Genomic DNA, 20,034 nt, shown 5'->3' with positions numbered 1-20,034 from the left:
CGCAAGGAGAGTCGACATGAGTTCCGCATCGATGATGGAAATGCCCGTGGCGCCGGGCGAGCCCGCACCCCAGTTCGCCCTGCCCGCCGTGGACGGCAACGGGCCTGTGCAGCTGAGCGACTACCGCGGCAAGAGCAACCTCTTCCTGGCGCTCATGGTGGGCCTGTGGTGCCCCTTCTGCCGCCGCCAGCTGGTGGAGCTGGGCGCGATGGAAGACAAGCTCAAGGCCCTGGGCGTGCAAAGCCTGGCGGTGGTGGCCACCGACCCGGAGCATGCCCGGGTGTATTTCAAGTTCAGGCCCACGCGGCTGCGCCTGGCGTCCGACCCGGCGCTGAGCATCCACCGGGCCTTCCGCGTGCCCAAGCCGGAGCCCACGCCCGAGATGCTGCAGGCCCTTGGCGAGGTGCGCGTGAACCCCTTCGGCGACCTTCCTGCGCCGATGTCGGTGCAGGACCTGTCGGTGAAGCTCACTGTCGAGGACGGCTATACCGGCACGCCCAACGACCAGGCCGACATCGACCGGCAGTGGCCGCAGCTCAAGGCCCTGTACATGATCGACCGCGACGGCATCGTGCGCTGGGTGGAGATCGAGTGCCAGAAGGAAGGGCTTGCGGGCATCGGCAAGCTGCCCTCGGAGGAAGTGATCCTCGAGGCGGCGCGCGCCATGCGCCTGCACTAGGCGTTGGGGCCCCGGCTCAGGCGGCCGCTTGGTCCACCGGCTGCGGCGGCGCCTGCCCCGCAGCGACCAGTGCTTCCAGCCGCTGCCGGTCGGCCATCAGCCGCCCGGCGATGAGCGAGACCACCTCGAAGCCGAAGGCCGGGTTCTGGAAATACAGCTGCCTGAAGGTGTTCTCGTCGATGCGCAGCACCTGGCAGGCGGTGACGCAGCGGGCCGTGAGCGAGCGGCACTTGTCGGGCGCGAAGAAGGCGATCTCGCCGAACAGCCGGCCCGCCTCCATCACCTGCCCGATCTCGATGAACTCGATCTTGCCGGCGGCCAGGAAGAACAGGTGGTCGGCCGGATCACCCTTGCGGAACAGCACGTGCCCGGCCCGATGCCGGCGGCTGCGCATGTAGGGCCGCAGCCAGACGCCCGAGAGGTCGGCGGTGCTGGCGGCCTCTCGCACTTTCCGCGTCATCCAGACCATCTGGGCCGTGCGGAAGATGTTGATGGGCAGCAGCGTGGCGTGCAGCATCAGCATGGTCAGCGAAGGATGCAGGGCCCCGTAGACCATGAAGCCCACGTTGCTGGCGACCGCCAGCATCCGCAGCGGGATCATGGTCTTGACGAAGCTGCTGGCCACCACCAGCCCGCCGGCGATGGTCACCGACACCGCCGCAATGATCCCTTCGGAGGTCGACAGCGATTCGGCGATCGTGACCAGTGCGGTGTTGATCAGGTTTTCGAGCCAGCCCATTCACTCCTCGCAGCAGAAGATGCCCGTGCTTATTTCTTGCGCCCGTACTTCGCGGTGAAGGAAGCCGATGCGAGCTTGTTGGCGTTGATCATGTAGCCCACCAGTGCGGCGGTGCCGCCCTCGGGGATGTCCAGCTTGTCGGTCTTGAGCGCGTACACCGTGAAGATGTAGCGGTGCGGCTTGTCGCCCGGCGGCGGGCAGGCGCCGCCGAAGCCGGGCACGCCGAAGTCGGTGCGGCCCTGCTGGCTGCCGGCCGGCAGGCCCTTGCCGTCGGCCGTTCCGGCTCCCTCGGGGATCTCGGTGGCGCTGGCCGGGATGTTGTAAATGACCCAATGCCACCAGCCGGAGCCGGTGGGCGCATCGGGGTCGTACACGGTGAGGGCAAAGCTCTTGGTGTCCTTGGGCGCGCCGCTCCATTTCAGGGCCGGCGAGATGTTCTTGCCGCTGCAGCCAAAGCCGTTGAACACCTGCGCTTCGGTCAGGGTGCTGCCGGGCTTGATGGTCGGGCTGCCGAGCGAGAAGCCGGCGGCGCCGGCCAGCGGCGCGGCGGCCACCAGGGCCGCGGCAAGCACAAGAGAACGCGGGGTGTCGGGCTTCATCGTCACGGCTTCTTCTCCTTGTCTGAAGGCAAGAGCTCGCATCATGCGCGGGCAGCCCGGCTTTGTCATCGCTCGACAACCCCGCCGCTGCGAAGCGCTTCCATGTCGAGCACGCGCACGCCGCCGTACTCCACCACGATGGCGCCGCGCGCCTGCAGCGTGCGCAGCGCCTCGTTCACGCGCTGGCGCGACAGGCCCACCAGGTAGGCCAGCTCCTGCTGGGTGATGCGCAGCAGCTCGCCCACGCCGGGGAAGAGCACCGGGTTGAACAGCTGCGCCAGGTTGCGCGCCACCCGGGCGTCGGGGTTGTTCAGGCGGTCGTTCTCGCGCGCGGCGATGAACTGGGCCAGCCGCTCGTTGAGCTGATTCATCACGAAGCGGTTGAAGCCGATGGAGTGGTCCAGCAGCCAGTGGAAGTCGTCCACGGGCAGGCCTGCCACCACGCTGCGCCGCAGCGCCTGGATGTCGTAGCGGTAGGGCTCGCGCTTCATGGCCGTGCCCTCGCCGAACCAGCCGCCCGAGGGCAAGCCGCTGTAGGTCATGGAGCTGCCGTCCGCGCGGTCCTTGCTCATCTTGAGCAGGCCCTCGATCACGCCGAACCAGTAGGTGGGCGGGCGGCCCACGCGGCACACCAGGTCGCCCGGCTCGGCGTCGCCCACCACGATGACGGACTGGGCCCGGTCGCGCTCGGCCGGTGCCAGCGCGCGCAGCCAGGGCACGCTGTCGAGCTCGACGCGCGAGGCCGGCCGCACGCGCTCGCGCAGCGAGGTGCCGCCCTGGTGGCTCTTGGCCGGACCGCCATCGCGCGGGAAGGCCGGGATGGGAACTGCCGCAACGCTGGACTGCATCGGGAAACTCCGGGGAGTAGTGTCCCTAGGATTGTCGTTGGAACGACAGCGGAGCGTCAAAGCGCGGGCCTACATTCGCGCCATCTTGAACACGCAGACACACCCCACCGACACCTTCCCGCGGCTGCTTCTGCAGCACGCGGCAGAGCGGCCCGATGCGCCTGCGATGCGCGAGAAGGACTTGGGCATCTGGCAGACCTGGCGCTGGCAGGACTGCGCGCGCGAAGTGCGCGAGATCGCCTGCGGCCTGGCCAGCCTGGGCTTCCAGCCGCTGGACAACCTGGCCATCGTGGGCGCCAACCGGCCGCACCTGTACCTGGCGATGGCCGCGGCGCAGAGCCTGCGCGGCGTGCCGGTGCCGCTCTACCAGGACGCGGTGGCGGCCGAGATGGTCTTCATGCTGGACGACGCGAACATCGAGTTCGTCATCGCCGAGGACCAGGAGCAGGTCGACAAGCTGCTGGAATGCCGCGAGAGCCGCCCGCAGATCCGGCACATCATCTACGAGGACCCGCGCGGCCTGCGCAACTACGACCAGCCGGGCCTCCTGAGCTTCGACGCGCTGCGCCAGCTGGGCCGCGAGTTCGATGCGAAGAACCCTGGCCACTTCGACGCTGGCGTGCAGAGCGTGCAGCCGACCGACGTGGCGGTGATCCTCTACACCTCCGGCACCACCGGCCGGCCCAAGGGCGTGTGCCAGACGCACGCGGGCTTCATCGCGGCCGGCCGCGGCGGCGTGGAGACCGACAAGCTGGGCCCGGGCGACGACATCATGAGCTACCTGCCCATGGCCTGGGTGGGCGACCACCTGTTCTCGGTCGCGCAGTGGCTGGTGGCGGGCTTCACGCTCAACTGCCCCGAGTCGGCCGAGACGGTGATGAACGACATGCGCGAGATCGGGCCCAGCTACTACTTCGGCCCGCCGCGCACCTTCGAAGGCCTGCTGACGGCCGTGTCGATCCGCATGGAGGACGCGGCCGCGCCCAAGCGCTGGCTGTACGCGAAGTGCATGGCGCTGGCGCAGCGCGTGGGCGCGGACATCCTGGGCGGCGCGCCGGTATCGGCGAAGGACCGCTTCCTCTACAAGCTGGGCGACCTGCTGATCTACGGGCCGCTGCGCAACGTGCTGGGCATGAGCCGCATCCGCGTGGCCTACACGGCGGGCGCCGCGATCGGGCCGGACCTGTTCCGCTTCTACCGCTCCATCGGCGTGAACCTCAAGCAGTTCTACGGCCAGACCGAGACCTGCGCCTATGTGTGCCTGCAGCAGGACGGCCGGGTCAAGCTCACCAGCGTGGGCACCGCCGCACCGGGCATGGAGCTGAAGATCGCCGACAACGGCGAGGTGCTGGTGCGTGGCGTGTCGGTGCTCAAGGAATACTACAAGCGCCCCGAAGCCACCGCGGAGGTGCTGGATGCCGATGGCTACTTCCACACCGGCGACGCCGGCGTGCTCGACAGCGAGGGCCACCTGCGCATCATCGACCGCGCCAAGGACGTGGGCCGCATGAAGGGCGGCGCGATGTTCGCGCCCAACTACATCGAGAACAAGCTCAAGTTCTTCCCGCAGATCAAGGAGGCGGTGTGCTTCGGCAACGCGCGCGACGAGGTCTGCGCCGCCATCAACATCGACTACGAGGCCGTGGGCAACTGGGCCGAGCGCCACGCCCTGCCCTACGGCGGCTATGTGGACCTGGCCGGCAAGCCCGAGGTGCTGGCGCTGGTGGCCGAGTGCATCGGAAAGGTCAATGCCGACCTGGCGGCCGAGGAAGGCATGGCGGACACGCAGATCGCCCGCTTCCTGGTGCTGCACAAGGAACTGGACCCCGACGACGACGAGCTGACCCGCACACGCAAGGTGCGGCGCGGCTTCGTCGCCGAGAAATACGCAGTGCTGGTCGATGCGCTGTATGGCGGCAAGACCGAGCAGTTCATCGAGACCCAGGTCAAGTTCGAGGACGGCCGCAGCGGCGCGGTGAGCGCCACCCTGAAGATCGTCGAAGCCAGGCGCTTCCCACCGGTGAGGGCCGCAGCATGAACGCACGCATCGAAGACAGCGCCCTGCTGGCCGACACGGCGCCGGTGCCGGCCGCGCGCCGCCGCATCGGCGAGGTGATCCTGGACGTGCAGAACATCTCGCTGTCCTTCGGCGGCGTGAAGGCGCTCACCGACATCAGCTTCAACGTGCGCGAGCACGAGGTGCGCGCCATCATCGGCCCCAACGGCGCGGGCAAGAGCTCCATGCTCAACTGCATCAACGGCGTGTACACGCCGCAGCAGGGCTCCATCACCTTCCGCGGCAAGACCTTCAAGCACATGAACTCGCGCCAGGTGGCCGAGATGGGCGTGGCCCGCACCTTCCAGAACCTGGCCCTGTTCAAGGGCATGAGCGTGCTGGACAACATCATGACGGGGCGCAACCTCAAGATGAAGAGCGGCCTGCTGGCGCAGGCGCTTCGCATCGGCCCCGCCGAGCGCGAGGAGCTGCGGCACCGCGAGTTCGTCGAGCACATCGTCGACTTCCTGGAGATCCAGGCACACCGCAAGACGCCGGTGGGCCGCCTGCCCTACGGCCTGCAGAAGCGCGTGGACCTGGGCCGGGCGCTGGCCATGGAGCCGCAGGTGCTGCTGCTGGACGAGCCCATGGCCGGCATGAACGTGGAGGAGAAGCAGGACATGAGCCGCTTCATCCTGGACGTGAACGACGAGTTCGGCACCACCATCGTGCTGATCGAGCACGACATGGGCGTGGTGATGGACATCAGCGACCGCGTGGTGGTGCTGGACTACGGCAAGAAGATCGGCGACGGCACGCCGGATGAAGTGCGCGGCAACGAGGACGTGATCCGCGCGTACCTCGGTGTCGAGCACTGAGCACACAGGGCGGACAAGAACATGGGCTTTTTCCTCGAGACTCTCTTCGGCGGCCTGATGGTGGGCATGCTGTATTCGCTCATCGCCATCGGCTTCGTGCTGATCTACAAGGCCTCGGGCGTCTTCAACTTCGCGCAGGGGGCGATGGTGCTGTTCGCGGCGCTGGCCATGGCGCGTTTCGCCGAATGGTTCCCGCTGTGGTTCGGCTTCCAGAGCCTGGTACTGGCCAACCTGCTGGCCTTCATCGCGGCCATGGGGGTGATGGTCGTGGTGGCCTGGCTGATCGAGCGGCTGGCGCTGCGCAAGCTGGTCAACCAGGAAGGCGTGACGCTGCTCATGGCCACGCTGGGCATCGCCTACTTCCTCGACGGCCTGGGCCAGACGCTGTTCGGCAACGACATCTACAAGATCGACGTCGGCATGCCCAAGGAACCGCTGCTGGTGTTCGACAAGGTCTTCGAGGGCGGCCTGCTGATCAGCCAGGAAGACCTGGTGGCGGCCGGCATCGCCGCGCTGCTGGTGGTGCTGCTGGCCCTGTTCTTCCAGAAGACGGCCACGGGCCGGGCCCTGCGCGCGGTGGCGGACGACCACCAGGCAGCGCAGTCCATCGGCATCCCGCTCTCGCGCATCTGGGTGATCGTGTGGTCGGTGGCGGGCTTCTCGGCACTGGTGGCGGGGATCATCTGGGGCTCCAAGCTGGGCGTGCAGTTCTCGCTGTCGCTGGTGGCGCTGAAGGCGCTGCCGGTGGTGATCCTGGGCGGGCTGACCTCGATTCCCGGCGCCATCATCGGCGGCCTCCTGATCGGCGTGGGCGAGAAGCTGTCGGAGATCTACCTCGGGCCGCTGCTGGGCGGCGGCATCGAGATCTGGTTCGCCTATGTGCTGGCGCTCGGGTTCCTGCTGGTGCGCCCGCAAGGCTTGTTCGGCGAGAAGATCATCGATCGGGTTTGACATGCTTTATAGAGAAAACGGCCAGTTCAAGTCCAGCTACCGCGCCGACCAGCAGATCTTCCCGATCCTGCAGGACCGCGTCGCCATCCTCGCGCTGCTGGTCATCGCCTTCGTCGTGGTGCCGATGGCGGTGTCCGACTACTGGCTGCGCGCCATCCTCACCCCCTTCCTGATCCTCTCGCTGGCCGCCCTGGGCCTGAACATCCTGGTGGGCTACTGCGGGCAGATCTCGCTGGGCACGGGCGCCTTCATGGCGGTGGGCGCGTACGCGGCCTATAACTTCCACGTGCGCATCCCGGGCATGCCGCTGATCGCCTCGCTGCTGCTGGGCGGGCTGTGCGCCACCGGCGTGGGCGTGCTCTTCGGCATCCCTTCGCTGCGCATCAAGGGGCTGTACCTGGCGGTGGCCACGCTGGCGGCGCAGTTCTTCACCGACTGGGCTTTTCTTCGCATCAACTGGTTCACCAACAACTCGGCGTCCGGATCGGTGAGCGTGGCGGGGCTCAACGTGCTGGGCATTCCCATCGAGTCGGCCATCGAGAAATACGTGCTGTGCCTGGCCTTCGTGGTGGTGTTCGCGCTCCTGGCCAAGAACCTGGTGCGCAGCGCCATCGGCCGCGAGTGGATGGCCATGCGCGACATGGACGTGGCGGCCGCGGTGATCGGCATCCGCCCGGTGTACGCCAAGCTCACGGCATTTGCGGTGAGCAGCTTCATCGTGGGCGTGGCGGGCGCGCTGTGGGGCTTCGTCCACCTGGGTGCGTGGGAGCCGGCGGCCTTCAACATCGACCGCTCCTTCCAGCTGCTGTTCATGGTGATCATCGGCGGGCTGGGCTCGATCATGGGCAGCTTCTTCGGCGCCGCCTTCATCGTGCTGCTGCCGCTCTTCCTCAACCAGCTGCCGGGCTGGTTCGGCTTCTCCATCTCGACGGCGCTGGCCTCGCACCTGGAATTCATGATCTTCGGCGCGCTGATCGTCTTCTTCCTCATCGTCGAGCCGCATGGTCTCGCGCGCCTGTGGTCCACGGGCAAGGAGAAGCTGCGCCTGTGGCCCTTCCCCCATTGATTCACCCAGTCGTTAGCAAGACCGCACCCCGAGTGCCATACCAAAGGAGACAAAGATGAAGCTGAAGTCGATCGCGCTGGCCCTGGCCGCGGTGTCTGCCCTGTTGGGCGCCGCGCCGGCCATGGCACAGGCTGCCAAGGAGCAGTTCTTCCCGCTGCTGGTCTACCGCACCGGCCCCTACGCGCCCAACGGCACGCCGTGGGCCAATGGCAAGCAGGACTACATCAAGCTGGTCAACGCGCAGGGCGGCATCAACGGCGTGAAGATCTCGTATGAAGAGTGCGAGACCGGCTATGCCACCGACAAGGGCGTGGAGTGCTATGAGCGCCTCAAGGGCAAGGGCGCCACGCTGATCGATCCGCAGGCCACGGGCATCACCTTCGCGCTCACCGACAAGGCTCCGGCCGACAAGATCCCGCTGCTCACGCTGGGCTACGGCCTGGCCGCCTCGCAGGACGGCTCGGCCTTCAAGTGGAACTTCCCGCTGATGGGCAGCTACTGGACGGCGGCCGACATCCTGATCCAGCACATCGCCAAGAAGGAAGGCGGGCTGGACAAGCTCAAGGGCAAGAAGATCGCGCTGGTCTACCACGACTCGCCCTTCGGCAAGGAGCCGATCCCGCTGCTGCAGGAGCGCGCCAAGCTCAGCGGCTTCGAGCTCTCGCTCATTCCGGTGACCGCGCCGGGCGTGGAGCAGAAGTCGGCCTGGCTGCAGGTGCGCCAGCAGCGGCCCGACTACGTGCTGCTGTGGGGCTGGGGCGTGATGAACTCCACCGCGCTGAAGGAAGCCGTGGCCACCGGCTACCCGCGCGAGAAGATGTACGGCGTGTGGTGGGCCGGCGCCGAGCCCGACGTGAAGGACGTGGGCGCCAATGCCAAGGGCTACAACGCGCTGGCGCTGAACACCTCGGGCACGCAGCCCAAGGTGATCCAGGACATCCTCAAGCAGGTGCATGAGAAGGGCCAGGGCACCGGTCCGAAGGACGAGGTGGGCTCGGTGCTGTACACGCGCGGCGTGATCATCCAGATGCTGGGCGTGGAAGCGGTGCGCCGCGCACAGGAGCGCTTCGGCAAGGGCAAGGTCATGACCGGCGAGCAGGTGCGCTGGGGCCTGGAGAACCTGGCGCTGGACCAGAAGAAGCTGGACTCGCTGGGCTTCTCGGGCGTGCTGCGCCCCATCAGCACATCCTGCCAGGACCACATGGGCTCGAGCTGGGCGCGCGTCTACACCTGGGACGGCAGCCAGTGGGGCGGCATGTCCGACTGGTACCAGGCCGACGAGCAGATCATCAAGCCGATGGTCAAGACCTCGGCCGACAAGTACGTCGCCGACAAGAAGCTGACCCGCCGCGACGCGACCGACTGCGGCGCATGACGGCTGCGATCGAGCGCAGTGCCTGGACGGCGCTGCAGCAAGCGTTGCCGGACTGACAGCAACCCCCTCCTACCCTCCGCCGGCGGGAGGGCTCCGGTTCCTGCGAGCCGGCATCTGGAAGCGCGGCGTGCTTCGCTTCCACATGTACTAGAGACGATATGAACGAACGCAAGATCCTTCTCGACGTCAACGGCATCGAGGTCATCTACAACCACGTGATCCTGGTGCTCAAGGGCGTGTCGCTGCAGGTGCCGGAAAGCGGCATCGTGGCGCTGCTCGGGGGCAACGGGGCGGGCAAGACCACCACGCTGCGCGCGGTGTCGAACCTGCTGGCCGGCGAGCGCGGCGCGGTGACCAAGGGCACCATCGAATTGCGTGGCGAACGCATCGAGGCGCTGTCGCCGGCCGCCCTGGTCAAGCGCGGGCTGGTGCAGGTGATGGAAGGCCGGCACTGCTTCGCCCACCTCACCATCGAGGAGAACCTGTTGACCGGGGCCTACACCCGCGACGACGGCAAGGCGAAGGTGGCCGAGACGCTGGAGAAGGTCTACGCCTACTTCCCGCGGCTGAAGACCCGGCGCGGCTCGCAGGCGGCCTACACCTCCGGCGGCGAGCAGCAGATGTGCGCCATCGGCCGCGCGCTCATGGCCAACCCGAGCGTGGTGCTGCTGGACGAGCCGTCCATGGGCCTGGCGCCGCAGATCGTGGAAGAGGTCTTCGGCATCGTGAAGGACCTCAACGAGAAGGAGCGCGTCACCTTCCTGCTGGCCGAGCAGAACACCAACATGGCGCTGCGCTACGCCGACTACGGCTACATCCTGGAGAACGGCCGCGTGGTCATGGACGGCGAAGCCGCCAGCCTGCGCGAGAACGAGGACGTCAAGGAGTTCTACCTGGGCATGGGCGGCGCGGACCGCAAGAGCTTCCGCGACGTGAAGAGCTACAAGCGCCGCAAGCGCTGGCTGGCATGAGCACCCGGACATCGGAAGGCTAGGGATGATGAGCAACCCCCACTACGACGCCCTCGAGACGCGCGAACCGCAGGAGCGCGAGCGCCGCCTGATGGAACGCCTGCCCCGGCAGATCGCGCACGTGCAGAAAGCCTCCGACGCGCTGGGAAGGATCCTGGCCGAGGTCGACGCCGCGCAGGTGACTTCGCGCGATGCCCTGGCCCGCCTGCCGGTCACGCGCAAGAGCGAACTGCTGGCGCTGCAGCAGAAGTCGCGCGCGGCCGACGCCTTCGGCGGTTTCGCCGCCATCGGCCGCGGCCCGCTGATGCGGCGCGTGTTCGCCAGCCCCGGCACCATCTACGAGCCAGAGGGCGCGACGCCCGATTACTGGCGCACCGCCCGCGCCCTGCATGCCGCAGGCTTTCGCGCAGGCGAGCTGATCCACAACAGCTTCAGCTACCACATGACCCCAGCCGGCTCGATCATGGAGACCGGTGCCCACGCGCTGGGCTGCACGGTGTTCCCCGGAGGCACCGGCCAGACCGAGCAGCAGGTGGAGGCCATCGCCGACCTGAAGCCCGAGGGCTACGCGGGCACCCCCAGCTTCCTCAAGATCCTGATGGAGAAGGCGGCGGAGAAGCAGCTCGCCCTGTCCTCCATGACCAAGGCGCTGGTTTCCGGCGAGGCCTGCCCGCCCAGCCTGGTGGAATGGTTCGCCCAGCGCGGCATGCAGGCACTGCAGTGCTATGCCACTGCCGACCTGGGCCTGATCGCCTACGAGACCACCGCGCGCGAAGGCCTGGTGCTGGACGAAGGCGTGCTGCTGGAGATCGTGCGTCCGGGCACCGGCGACCCGGTGCCCGCCGGCGAAGTGGGCGAGGTGGTGGTGACCACCTTCAACATGGACTACCCGCTGGTGCGCTTCGGCACCGGCGACCTGTCGGCGCTGCTGCCCGGCCACTGCCCCACCGGCCGCACCAACCAGCGCATCAAGGGCTGGATGGGGCGCGCGGACCAGACCACCAAGGTGCGCGGCATGTTCGTGCACCCCGGCCAGGTGGCCGCCATCGTCCGGCGCTTCCCCGAGGTGCTGCGCGCCCGGCTGGTGGTGGAGGGCGAGATGGCCGACGACCGCATGACCCTGCACCTGGAATGTGCGCAAGCGCCCGAAGGGCTGGCCGAGCGCGCATCCGAGGCGATCCGCGAGGTGACCAAGCTGCGCGGGGACGTGCGCATCGTCGGCGAAGGCATCCTGCCCAATGACGGCAAGGTGATCGAAGACGCGCGCAGCTACAAGTAAGCGCCGTTGCGCACGGCCCGCCAGCCTGCGCCAGTTGAGGGTTTAAGGGGCCGGATGGGGGCAAGCCCGCGCCAACTTGCTAAAGTTCGGCAGTTCGCGATTTCCGCCGGCCATGGCGACGGGCGGAATGGCGTTGTTTCCACCTCTTCGCAAGACTGCTATGACCGCCGGAACCCCCCAGATCATCTATACCCTCACCGACGAGGCTCCCCGCCTGGCGACCGCTTCGCTGCTGCCCATCATCCAGGCCTTCGCGGCGCCCGCGGGCATCTCGGTGACGACCAGCGACATCTCGGTGGCCAGCCGCATCCTGGGACAGTTTCCGGATGCGCTGACCGAGGCCCAGCGCGTGCCGGACAACCTGACCGAGCTGGGCAAGCTCACGCTGCGGGCGGACGCCAACATCATCAAGCTGCCCAACATCAGCGCCTCGGTCGCACAGCTCAAGGCGGCCATCCAGGAGCTGCAGGGCAAGGGCTACAAGATCCCCGACTACCCCGAGAGCCCGAAGACGGACGAGGAAAAGGACATCCGCGCCCGCTACAACAAGTGCATCGGCAGCGCCGTCAACCCGGTGCTGCGTGAAGGCAACTCCGACCGGCGCGCACCCAAGGCGGTGAAGGAATTCGCCCGCAAGCACCCGCACAGCATGGCCGACTGGAGCCAGGCCTCGCGCTCGCACGTGTCGCACATGCACCACGGCGACTTCTATCACGGCGAGAAGTCCATCACCCTGGACAAGGCCCGCGACGTGAAGATGGAGCTGATCACCAAGAGCGGCAAGGCCATCGTGCTCAAGCCCAAGGTCTCGCTGCTGGACCGCGAGGTGATCGACTCGATGTTCATGAGCAAGAAGGAACTGCTGGCCTTCTACGAGCAGCAGATCGAGGACGCTCGCAAGACCGGCGTGATGTTCTCGCTGCACGTGAAGGCCACCATGATGAAGGTGTCGCACCCCATCGTGTTCGGCCACTGCGTGCGCATCTTCTACCGCGAGGCCTTCGAGAAGCACGCCAAGCTCTTCGACGAGCTGGGCGTGAACGTCAACAACGGCATGGTCGACCTGTACAACAAGATCGCCACACTGCCCCAGAGCACGCAGGACGAGATCAAGCGCGACCTGCACGCCTGCCACGAACACCGCCCCGAGCTGGCCATGGTGGACTCGGCCAAGGGCATCACCAACTTCCATTCGCCCAACGACGTGATCGTCGACGCCTCCATGCCGGCGATGATCCGCAACGGCGGCAAGATGTACGGCGCCGACGGCCGCCTGAAGGACGTCAAGGCCGTGATGCCCGAGTCGACCTTCGCCCGCATCTACCAGGAGATCATCAACTTCTGCAAGTGGCACGGCGCCTTCGACCCCAAGACCATGGGCACCGTGCCCAACGTGGGCCTGATGGCGCAGCAGGCCGAGGAATACGGCTCGCACGACAAGACCTTCGAGATCCCCGAAGACGGCGTGGCCAACATCACCGACCTGAACACCGGCGAAGTGCTGATGAGCCAGGACGTGGAGAAGGGCGACATCTGGCGCATGTGCCAGACCAAGGACGCCGCCGTGCGCGACTGGGTCAAGCTGGCCGTCACGCGTGCGCGCAACTCGGGCATGCCGGTGGTCTTCTGGCTGGACGCCTACCGCCCGCACGAAGCGCAGCTCATCACCAAGGTGCGGATGTACCTGCACGAGCACGACACCACCGGCCTGGACATCCAGATCATGAGCCAGGTGCGTGCCATGCGCTACACGCTGGAGCGCGTGATCCGCGGCCAGGACACCATCAGCGCCACCGGCAACATCCTGCGCGACTACCTGACCGACCTGTTCCCGATCATGGAGCTGGGCACCTCGGCCAAGATGCTGTCGATCGTGCCGCTGATGGCCGGCGGCGGCATGTACGAAACGGGCGCCGGCGGCTCCGCGCCCAAGCATGTGCAACAGCTGGTGGAAGAGAACCACCTGCGCTGGGATTCGCTGGGCGAATTCCTCGCGTTGGCCGTCAGCCTGGAAGACCTGGGCATCAAGAACAACAACCCCAAGGCCAAGGTGCTGGCCAAGACGCTGGACGCCGCCACCGGCAAGCTGCTGGACAACAACAAGGGCCCGAGCCCCAAGACCGGCCAGCTCGACAACCGCGGCAGCCACTTCTACCTGGCGATGTACTGGGCGCAGGCACTGGCCGAGCAGACCGAGGACAAGGACCTGGCGGCCCAGTTCAAGCCGCTGGCCACCGCGCTGTCCAGCAACGAGCAGAAGATCGTCGACGAGCTGGCCGCCGTGCAGGGCAAGGCCGCCGAGATCGGTGGCTACTACCTGCCCGACACCGCCAAGACCGACGCGGTGATGCGCCCGAGCGCCACGCTCAACGCCGCACTCGCGGCCGTGGCGCGCTAGAAAGCGGAAGCGGCCCTCTTGCAGGGCCGCTGTTCCTTGCGCCGTGCGCCCCGGTCAGCGGGCAGTGCGGCTGGCCCGCATGCACTCAGTGCGTGGTCTGGCTGCGCGGTGCGGGCACCGTGCGCGGCGTCACCTCGATCCAGCAGGCGAAGATCGGATGCCCGTCGATGATCTGCGGCGGCGCGGCGCGGTGCGCGCGGAAGCCCTCGCGGCGCAGCAGGCGCTCGATGCCCAGCGGCGACACGGTGATCAGGCGCTGCGCGCCCTGCGCGGCCGCCAGCTCGATGGATTTCTCCAGCAGGCCCACGGCCACCGGCGACGAGAACTGGCCCAGCGCGCCGCCATTGGGCACCGTGAAGTCGACCGCAGCGAAGCGCGACAGCTCCCACACCACGGGGTCCTTGGGAGGCTCGGCGCCGCCCATCAGCTGCGGGAAGACATCGCCCAGCAGGTAGGGGCTGGTGGTCGGCAGCAGGCGGGCGGTGCCCACCACGTTCTGCTGCTCGTCTCGCGCGGCCAGGTACAGGGTGCCCGCATGATCGAACTGGTCGCGCTCGAGGCCGGGGGGCGTATCCAGCTCCCAGCCGAGCATTTCGACGAAGACCTTGTAGCGGTAGCGCTCGACGCTTTCGAGCAGCTGAGGGGAGAGTTCGTGGGGGCGGCCGGCAAGTACTTCCATTTGATTAAATCCCGAGTTGTATCGGGACATTTCATCGCCCAGGCCGCGCCGGCGAAACTATCAGTTCTTGTAGGTCACATCGTTACCCGAGCGGAAAGCTGCATCCAGGGCGGCGCGCTGCCAGTCGATGGCGTCGATGAAGCCGGCCAGCACCTGCAGGCTGTCTTCCCACGGAAGCGGCACGCAGGCATCGGAAACCACGAGGATGTTGGTGCGCGGCAGGCCCAGGCGGACCACGCCGGCCGACTTCCCGGCCAGGCCCCGCCACTCCCAGTCCCAGCCGATGCTGAGGGTGGGCTCGATCGGGCTGACCCATTCCGTGTAGCCGGACAAGGTTGTGGTGACGGCGCAACTGGGCGCCTGGCTGATTTCCTCGTCGTCGACGTTGGAAATCAGGTGCTTCAGCGGGATGCAGTCCAGCTCCCGGGTCTTCAGCCGCAGGTAGCCATCTGACGAAATTGTTCTCATGTTCAACTCTCCATTCGACGGTATGTGAGCACCAACAGACGCGGCGCTCGTTCAACGCTATTGCTTCAGCTTGATGCCGGCTGGCGCCCGCATCAAGCGCTGGTGCGAAGGCAGGCGCGACTTCTGCAGAAATCCTCACGCGATTCACACTTTTCGCGGCCACCCATGGGCATTGCCACCACAGTCAGACTGTCTCGATTCATGTAAATTGAAGGTTCAGGGATTCAAACGTTCGCCATCCATGGCGGCGCCACGCTGAGCCTTCCATGTCCGACCATGAGCGCTTGACGTCACCCGCCCCGTGGCGGGTCCGCCATGCAGCCATCCGCTGAAAACCTGCTGACCGCCCTCGACCGGGCGCCCAGCGAGCAGGCCGTCTTCGACGCCCTGGAAGCGGAAGCGCGCCGGCTCGGTTTCGAACACTGCGCCTACGGCCTGCGGCTGGCGGTTCCGGTGTCCAACCCCAAGGTCATCACCCTCAACAACTATCCCGTCGACTGGCAGGCCCGCTACCTCCAGGCCGGCTACCTGAACATCGACCCCAGCGTGCGCCACGGCCGGCTCAGCCAGGAGCCGCTGGTATGGACGGACGAGGTCTTTGCTTCCGCCCGCAACCTGTGGGAGGAGGCGCGCGACCACGGCCTTCGCTTCGGCTGGGCCCAGTCCAGCCTGGACGGTTTCGGCGTTGGCGGGATGCTGACACTGTCGCGCTCGACCGAAATCCTCAATGTGCAGGAGCTTGCGGCCAAGGAAAGCGAGATGCGCTGGCTGGTGCAGGCGGCGCACCTGGCGCTGTCGCGCTTCATGAAGCCGCGCTACGCGGTCGTGCCCGAGTCGCCGCTGACGCCGCGCGAGATCGAGGTCCTGAAGTGGACCGCGGACGGCAAGACCGCCGCCGACATCGGTGCGATCCTGTCGATTTCGGTACCGACGGTGAACTTTCACATCAAGAACGTGGTTCAGAAAATGGGGGCCGCCAACAAAACGGCAGCGGTGGTGCAGGCCCTGCTTTCAGGCCTCCTCAATTAGCTTGCACTGCCGCGGCCTGTCGCGGACCTATCATTTCTGTGAGCTTTCTTCTGCGCCGTTTCCGGGTTCAATGTGCGCATGGGACTTCCAAAACTCCTCAGCGGCGCCGAAATCCGGGTGCACCTCGCGCCAGGCGCACTGATCGCCTGCGAGGTGCAGCGCACCTGGGGTCGTGCGACGGTCACGCGCAAGGCCAGCTTCCAGTTCTTCAACGGCGAGCGCCCTGCGGCCATGGCGGCGCTCCAGCGCTGGATCCGGGAAACGCCCGGGCAACGCTCCCTGGTCTGGATCGTCGGCCCCTCCGAAGCCCAGTACTTTGTCCTGCCCTGGTCGCCCGAGTGGGTCGACCCCGACAGCCGTACCGCCTACGCGCGGGCGCACTACGAGCAGGTCTACGGCACCGACTCGCGCGCCGTGTCCTTCTTCTTCGGCGATCCGTCGGCAGACGGCGGCCAACTGGTGTCCTGCATCTCGTCCGCGCTGCACGCCGAGCTGTCGGACTTCGCCCGCCAGTGCGACTGCGAACTCAGCGCCATCAAGCCTTCCGTGGCTTCCGTGTGGAAACGCTTTCAGAGCGTGCTGAAGTTCGAGGAAGGCACGCTGTGCGTGGTGGAAGGCGACCACCAGGCGCTGGTGCGCCATGACCGCAACCGCATCCGCGAAATCGTGGTGCGCCGCCGTACTGCCCAGCAGACGGTGGACGCTGCGCTCAAGGGCGTGGTGCGCCGCTTCACCAACACGGCCGACCGCGGCGCTTCTCCCGGCGGCGTGTTCGACCTGCGCCTTCCGGCCAAGCAGGGATTCGACACGCGGGGCGATGCCACCTATGCGGTGGCGCTGTGCGGCGCGCTCTAGAAGAACGCTCTACGGGCAATAGGAAGACAAGAACGAGAAGAGACTTCGGCCGGCCGCTCAGGGACTGATTTCGCGCAACAAATCCGCCGGCACGTCGTCCAAGGTACGCATGGGGTAGTGCCGCACCTGTGGCTCGTGGTCGAAGAGCTTGGGGCGGTCTTGGGGATCGATGGTGGGCGTCAGCGGTGCCTTGCCCGTGAAGGCTTCGATGCTGGCCATCGAATCCCAGACCGACATCACGACAACTTCGGTCGTGCCGTCCTCCAGTTCCCGGAACACTGCGGCCGCTCGGCTGTTGCCGGGCTGCGCCCGCAACTCCGGCAGCTTGGTCGCCTCCAGGTGCACGCGGCATTCCTCGCGCAGATGGGTGTGAATCCAGAAGGTCCAGGTACGCAGTATGGGGGTCATCGGTGGGCGGCATCCATGACGGGCCAGCGCTGGCCCGATCCAGATCACGATGATGCCGCGCACAGTGCACTTCGCCCAGTGCGGAATTGCAGCTTCGGACGAATATTGCGAGGTATCGGCTCGCATCGCACCGAGAAATAAGAAGAAGGTGCGCTCTTTGGGGTCCAATGGCCCTGGCCGTTGCAGGACTTCAGACACCACCGGGATCGAAATCCGCTTGCGCCGGCGTGACCGCCGTGTCCGACGTCGGATCGACCGGCGGACGCGCGCCGGCCGAACCGCTCCACTTGCGCAGGCCGTCGCGGCCCGAGGCCGCGCGCAACAGCAGCGCGCCGCCCAATGCAGCATGCACGACGGCCACGGCGCGACGTGGCACTGTCAGCGCACAGAAGAGAAGACCGACGCCGGCGGCCAGGGTGGCCAGGTGCTCGTGGGGCATGCTCGGGCGGCGATCGTCGCAGGTGATCGCCTGGCGAACCCAATCCCGCGGTTGATGGGCGGGGCGGGTCACGGTGTCGTTGGCCGAAGAGTAGGTGGACGTGCCCATGTGTGAGCTCCTGTGGATGGATGAGGGGGTTGAGAAGAAGCAGCGCCCCGCGCCCGTCGTGCACGCGGGTTGGTGCCAGGCCCAGGTCGCCGGCAGGCGCCTCGTTCGATTCATTCTGCGGCGCGCCTCGCGACGGCGATAGGGGCCACCTGTAGGGCCACGCGGACAATCGGCGTGGGAACGCTGTCCACGCCTTGCGGTGGGCTGGCCCTCGCCTCGATCGCCGCGAAGAGCCCCCAGCGCTGCAGGCTTGGCGCAGCGGCGGGACAATGGCGGCCCGCCTGCCCTCCCGCCGGGCCGGGCCCCGATCCGAGCCCCGCCCTGCCTGCATGCCGCCCCCCTCCGCGCCACCCACCGCCGCCTCGCCGAGCTCCGAGTTCTCCCTTCGCAAGATCGCCGTCCCTGCCTTCGGCCCGTCGCTGCTGTTCGGCCTGGGTGAGGGCGCCATCCTCCCCATCATTCCGCTGACGGCGCGCGACCTGGGCGCGTCAGTGCCGATGGCGGCACTGATCGTGGCGCTCATCAGCATGGGCTCGCTGCTCAACAACATCCCCGCCTCCATGATCACGATCCGCTGGGGCGAGCGCTGGGCAATCGTTGCCGCGGGAATCTGGAGCGCAATCGGCATGGCGCTGTGCGTGGGCACTTCGCATCTGGGGCTGTTCGCCGCGGGATGCTTCATCGTGGGCATGTCCCAGGCCGTCTACAACCTGGCGCGCCAGAGCTACATGACGGAAGCCGTTCCGATCGTCTACCGCGCACGAGCCCTCTCGACGCTGGGCGGGGTGATGCGCATCGGGATGTTCGCCGGCCCTTTTCTATCGGCCGCCGCGGTGCACGCCTTCGGCCTGGGCGCCGCCTACGTCGTGGGGCTTGTGGCCGTGCTGGGCGCTGCCGCCGTGGGCGCGAGCATCCCGGACCTGGTCGCCCCGCCGCTGCCCGAGGGGAAGGTCCAGCCAGAGCCGACCACCATCCTGTCGACCTTGCGCGACCACCGGCGGGTGTTCCTCACCCTGGGCATCGGCGTGCTGCTGGTCAGCGCGGTGCGCGCCTCGCGCCAGGCCGTCATCCCGTTGTGGGCCGAGCACCTGGCCCTGGCACCGGCGGTGGCCTCGCTGATCTACGGCCTGGCCGGCGGCATCGACATGCTGGTGTTCTACCCCGCGGGCAAGGTCATGGACCGCAACGGCAGGCGCTGGGTGGCGGTGCCCTCGATGATCATCATGGGCGTGGCGCTGCTGCTGCTGCCGCTGAGCACGGGCTTCGCCACCCTGCTGATCGCCGCGCTGGCCATCGGCTTCGGCAACGGCATCGGCTCCGGAATGATCATGACGCTGGGCGCCGACCATTCGCCGCGGCACGGGCGCGCGCACTTCCTGGGCGTGTGGCGACTGCTGTCGGATATCGGCTCCTCCGGCGGGCCGGCGCTGCTGTCCTTTCTCGCGGCGAGCCTTTCGCTGGCCGCGGGCATCGCCACCACGGGGCTGATTGCGCTGGTGGCGGCGGGCACGCTCGCCTACTGGATTCCGTCGCGCAGGAAAAGCGCGCCTTCACGGCAGGATCGATAAAGTCGCCACTGGCCGATCGGCGCTGCCCGCATTCGCACGGGCGGGCCGGCATCGCCCGGAGACACGCTGATGATCACTCGCAAGGCCGGCGAGGCGGACATGGACGCCGTCCTCGCGCTGTACCGCGAACTGCGGCCGCACGACCCGCCGCTCGCGCGCGAGAATGCCGCCCGGCTCTGGGCCCGCATCAGCGACGGCGCGCAGTCATTGGTTGTCGTAGGCGAGTCCGAAGGGCGGATCGGCGCAACCTGCATGCTGGCGCTGATCGCCAACCTCGCCAGCGGCGGCCGTCCCATCGGCTTCATCGAACATGTGGTCACGGCTGCGGACCTGCGGCGCCGCGGCTTGGCCGAGGCCTGCCTTCGCTTCGCGCTCGAGCAGGCATGGCAACTGGGTTGCTGCAAGGTGGTCCTGCTCTCGGGCGCGTTGCGACCTCAGGCCCATCGGGTCTACGAGAAGCTCGGCTTCGATGGCGACGTGGAGCGCGGCTTCGTCATCAAGCGGCCGGCGGACTGAAGCCGGCGCCCGCCGGACCGCCCATCTCTTCGGACCGCACCGGCGGATGCGAGGTCGGCGCGCGCTCGCTCATTCACGGACCTGACATTTCTGCTTGGCATATTGTGCTTTTGAGTCATTTGTTGCCTTTCCTCGCGCATGGCGGGTCCCGGCAACGCATCGACAACATCGCGCCGCGGCCCGCC

General features: G+C 67.5%; 20 protein-coding genes. 13 read left to right on the top strand and 7 right to left on the bottom strand.

The window, feature by feature from the left end; all coding sequences use genetic code 11:
- Positions 1-16 precede the first annotated feature (16 nt).
- Positions 17-679, top strand: coding sequence for a peroxiredoxin family protein (locus BM345_RS25090; protein ID WP_217654032.1), 663 nt, complete (start codon positions 17-19; stop codon positions 677-679).
- Between the two features lie 16 nt (positions 680-695).
- Here BM345_RS25090 and BM345_RS25085 read toward each other — a convergent pair whose 3' ends face one another.
- The 3 genes from BM345_RS25085 to BM345_RS25075 all read right to left on the bottom strand — a co-directional run bounded on the left by BM345_RS25085 (position 696) and on the right by BM345_RS25075 (position 2,865).
- On the bottom strand, positions 696-1,418 hold the full coding sequence (locus BM345_RS25085; RefSeq protein WP_093385227.1) for a Crp/Fnr family transcriptional regulator: 723 nt from the start codon (positions 1,416-1,418) through the stop codon (positions 696-698).
- Positions 1,419-1,447: 29 nt separating this feature from the next.
- Entirely contained in the window at positions 1,448-2,017 is a 570-nt protein-coding gene (locus BM345_RS25080) for a YbhB/YbcL family Raf kinase inhibitor-like protein (protein WP_093385224.1), read from the bottom strand.
- Between the two features lie 65 nt (positions 2,018-2,082).
- Entirely contained in the window at positions 2,083-2,865 is a 783-nt protein-coding gene (locus tag BM345_RS25075) for a Crp/Fnr family transcriptional regulator (protein ID WP_093385222.1), read from the bottom strand.
- A gap of 85 nt (positions 2,866-2,950) precedes the next feature.
- Between BM345_RS25075 and BM345_RS25070 the strand changes: the two genes are divergently transcribed.
- The 8 genes from BM345_RS25070 (at position 2,951) to BM345_RS25035 (ending at position 13,779) form a co-directional block, all read left to right on the top strand.
- Positions 2,951-4,903 (top strand): AMP-dependent synthetase/ligase, encoded by a 1,953-nt coding sequence (locus BM345_RS25070; protein ID WP_254790001.1) that lies wholly within the window; start codon positions 2,951-2,953, stop codon positions 4,901-4,903.
- Positions 4,900-5,739, top strand: coding sequence for an ABC transporter ATP-binding protein (locus BM345_RS25065; RefSeq protein ID WP_254789999.1), 840 nt, complete (start codon positions 4,900-4,902; stop codon positions 5,737-5,739). The genes BM345_RS25070 and BM345_RS25065 overlap by 4 nt, the downstream gene beginning before the upstream one ends.
- 21 nt (positions 5,740-5,760) lie before the next feature.
- Positions 5,761-6,690: a branched-chain amino acid ABC transporter permease gene (locus tag BM345_RS25060; RefSeq protein ID WP_093385217.1), complete on the top strand. Its 930-nt coding sequence runs from the start codon at positions 5,761-5,763 to the stop codon at positions 6,688-6,690.
- 1 nt (position 6,691) lies between these two features.
- Entirely contained in the window at positions 6,692-7,756 is a 1,065-nt protein-coding gene (locus BM345_RS25055; protein ID WP_093385214.1) for a branched-chain amino acid ABC transporter permease, read from the top strand.
- A 55-nt stretch (positions 7,757-7,811) separates the two neighbouring features.
- The gene (locus tag BM345_RS25050) at positions 7,812-9,131 is read left to right on the top strand and encodes an ABC transporter substrate-binding protein (protein ID WP_093385212.1); all 1,320 of its coding nucleotides are present in this window, start codon (positions 7,812-7,814) and stop codon (positions 9,129-9,131) included.
- 158 nt (positions 9,132-9,289) lie between these two features.
- Positions 9,290-10,102, top strand: coding sequence for an ABC transporter ATP-binding protein (locus tag BM345_RS25045; RefSeq protein WP_093385209.1), 813 nt, complete (start codon positions 9,290-9,292; stop codon positions 10,100-10,102).
- Positions 10,103-10,130: 28 nt separating this feature from the next.
- Entirely contained in the window at positions 10,131-11,381 is a 1,251-nt protein-coding gene (locus tag BM345_RS25040) for a phenylacetate--CoA ligase family protein (protein WP_093385403.1), read from the top strand.
- A gap of 160 nt (positions 11,382-11,541) precedes the next feature.
- The gene (locus BM345_RS25035) at positions 11,542-13,779 is read left to right on the top strand and encodes an NADP-dependent isocitrate dehydrogenase (RefSeq protein WP_093385207.1); all 2,238 of its coding nucleotides are present in this window, start codon (positions 11,542-11,544) and stop codon (positions 13,777-13,779) included.
- Between the two features lie 85 nt (positions 13,780-13,864).
- Here the strand turns inward: BM345_RS25035 and BM345_RS25030 are convergent, their stop codons facing one another.
- Positions 13,865-14,458, bottom strand: coding sequence for an acyl-homoserine-lactone synthase (locus BM345_RS25030; RefSeq protein WP_093385204.1), 594 nt, complete (start codon positions 14,456-14,458; stop codon positions 13,865-13,867).
- A gap of 60 nt (positions 14,459-14,518) precedes the next feature.
- On the bottom strand, positions 14,519-14,926 hold the full coding sequence (locus BM345_RS25025; protein ID WP_093385201.1) for a DUF4902 domain-containing protein: 408 nt from the start codon (positions 14,924-14,926) through the stop codon (positions 14,519-14,521).
- 315 nt (positions 14,927-15,241) lie between these two features.
- Here BM345_RS25025 and BM345_RS25020 point away from each other — a divergent pair, with 315 nt between their 5' ends.
- Both BM345_RS25020 and BM345_RS25015 read left to right on the top strand, forming a co-directional pair.
- Entirely contained in the window at positions 15,242-15,955 is a 714-nt protein-coding gene (locus BM345_RS25020) for an autoinducer binding domain-containing protein (RefSeq protein WP_093385200.1), read from the top strand.
- A 78-nt stretch (positions 15,956-16,033) separates the two neighbouring features.
- On the top strand, positions 16,034-16,810 hold the full coding sequence (locus tag BM345_RS25015) for a hypothetical protein (protein ID WP_139237607.1): 777 nt from the start codon (positions 16,034-16,036) through the stop codon (positions 16,808-16,810).
- Between the two features lie 57 nt (positions 16,811-16,867).
- Here BM345_RS25015 and BM345_RS29875 read toward each other — a convergent pair whose 3' ends face one another.
- Complete coding sequence (locus tag BM345_RS29875; protein ID WP_175545143.1) at positions 16,868-17,416, bottom strand: antibiotic biosynthesis monooxygenase; 549 nt, start codon at positions 17,414-17,416, stop codon at positions 16,868-16,870.
- The gene (locus BM345_RS30290; RefSeq protein WP_093385192.1) at positions 17,409-17,765 is read right to left on the bottom strand and encodes a hypothetical protein; all 357 of its coding nucleotides are present in this window, start codon (positions 17,763-17,765) and stop codon (positions 17,409-17,411) included. Before BM345_RS30290 ends, BM345_RS29875 begins: the two co-directional genes overlap by 8 nt.
- A gap of 329 nt (positions 17,766-18,094) precedes the next feature.
- Here BM345_RS30290 and BM345_RS25000 point away from each other — a divergent pair, with 329 nt between their 5' ends.
- Both BM345_RS25000 and BM345_RS24995 read left to right on the top strand, forming a co-directional pair.
- Positions 18,095-19,333: an MFS transporter gene (locus tag BM345_RS25000; RefSeq protein ID WP_093385189.1), complete on the top strand. Its 1,239-nt coding sequence runs from the start codon at positions 18,095-18,097 to the stop codon at positions 19,331-19,333.
- Positions 19,334-19,432: 99 nt separating this feature from the next.
- A complete protein-coding gene (locus tag BM345_RS24995) occupies positions 19,433-19,849 on the top strand; it encodes a GNAT family N-acetyltransferase (protein ID WP_254789997.1) in 417 nt (138 codons plus the stop codon).
- Positions 19,850-20,034: the final 185 nt, after the last annotated feature.

The sequence above is a fragment of the Variovorax sp. OV329 genome (assembly GCF_900114785.1).
Classification (GTDB): domain Bacteria; phylum Pseudomonadota; class Gammaproteobacteria; order Burkholderiales; family Burkholderiaceae_C; genus Variovorax.
This window is presented reverse-complemented; position numbering and strand designations above follow the sequence as displayed.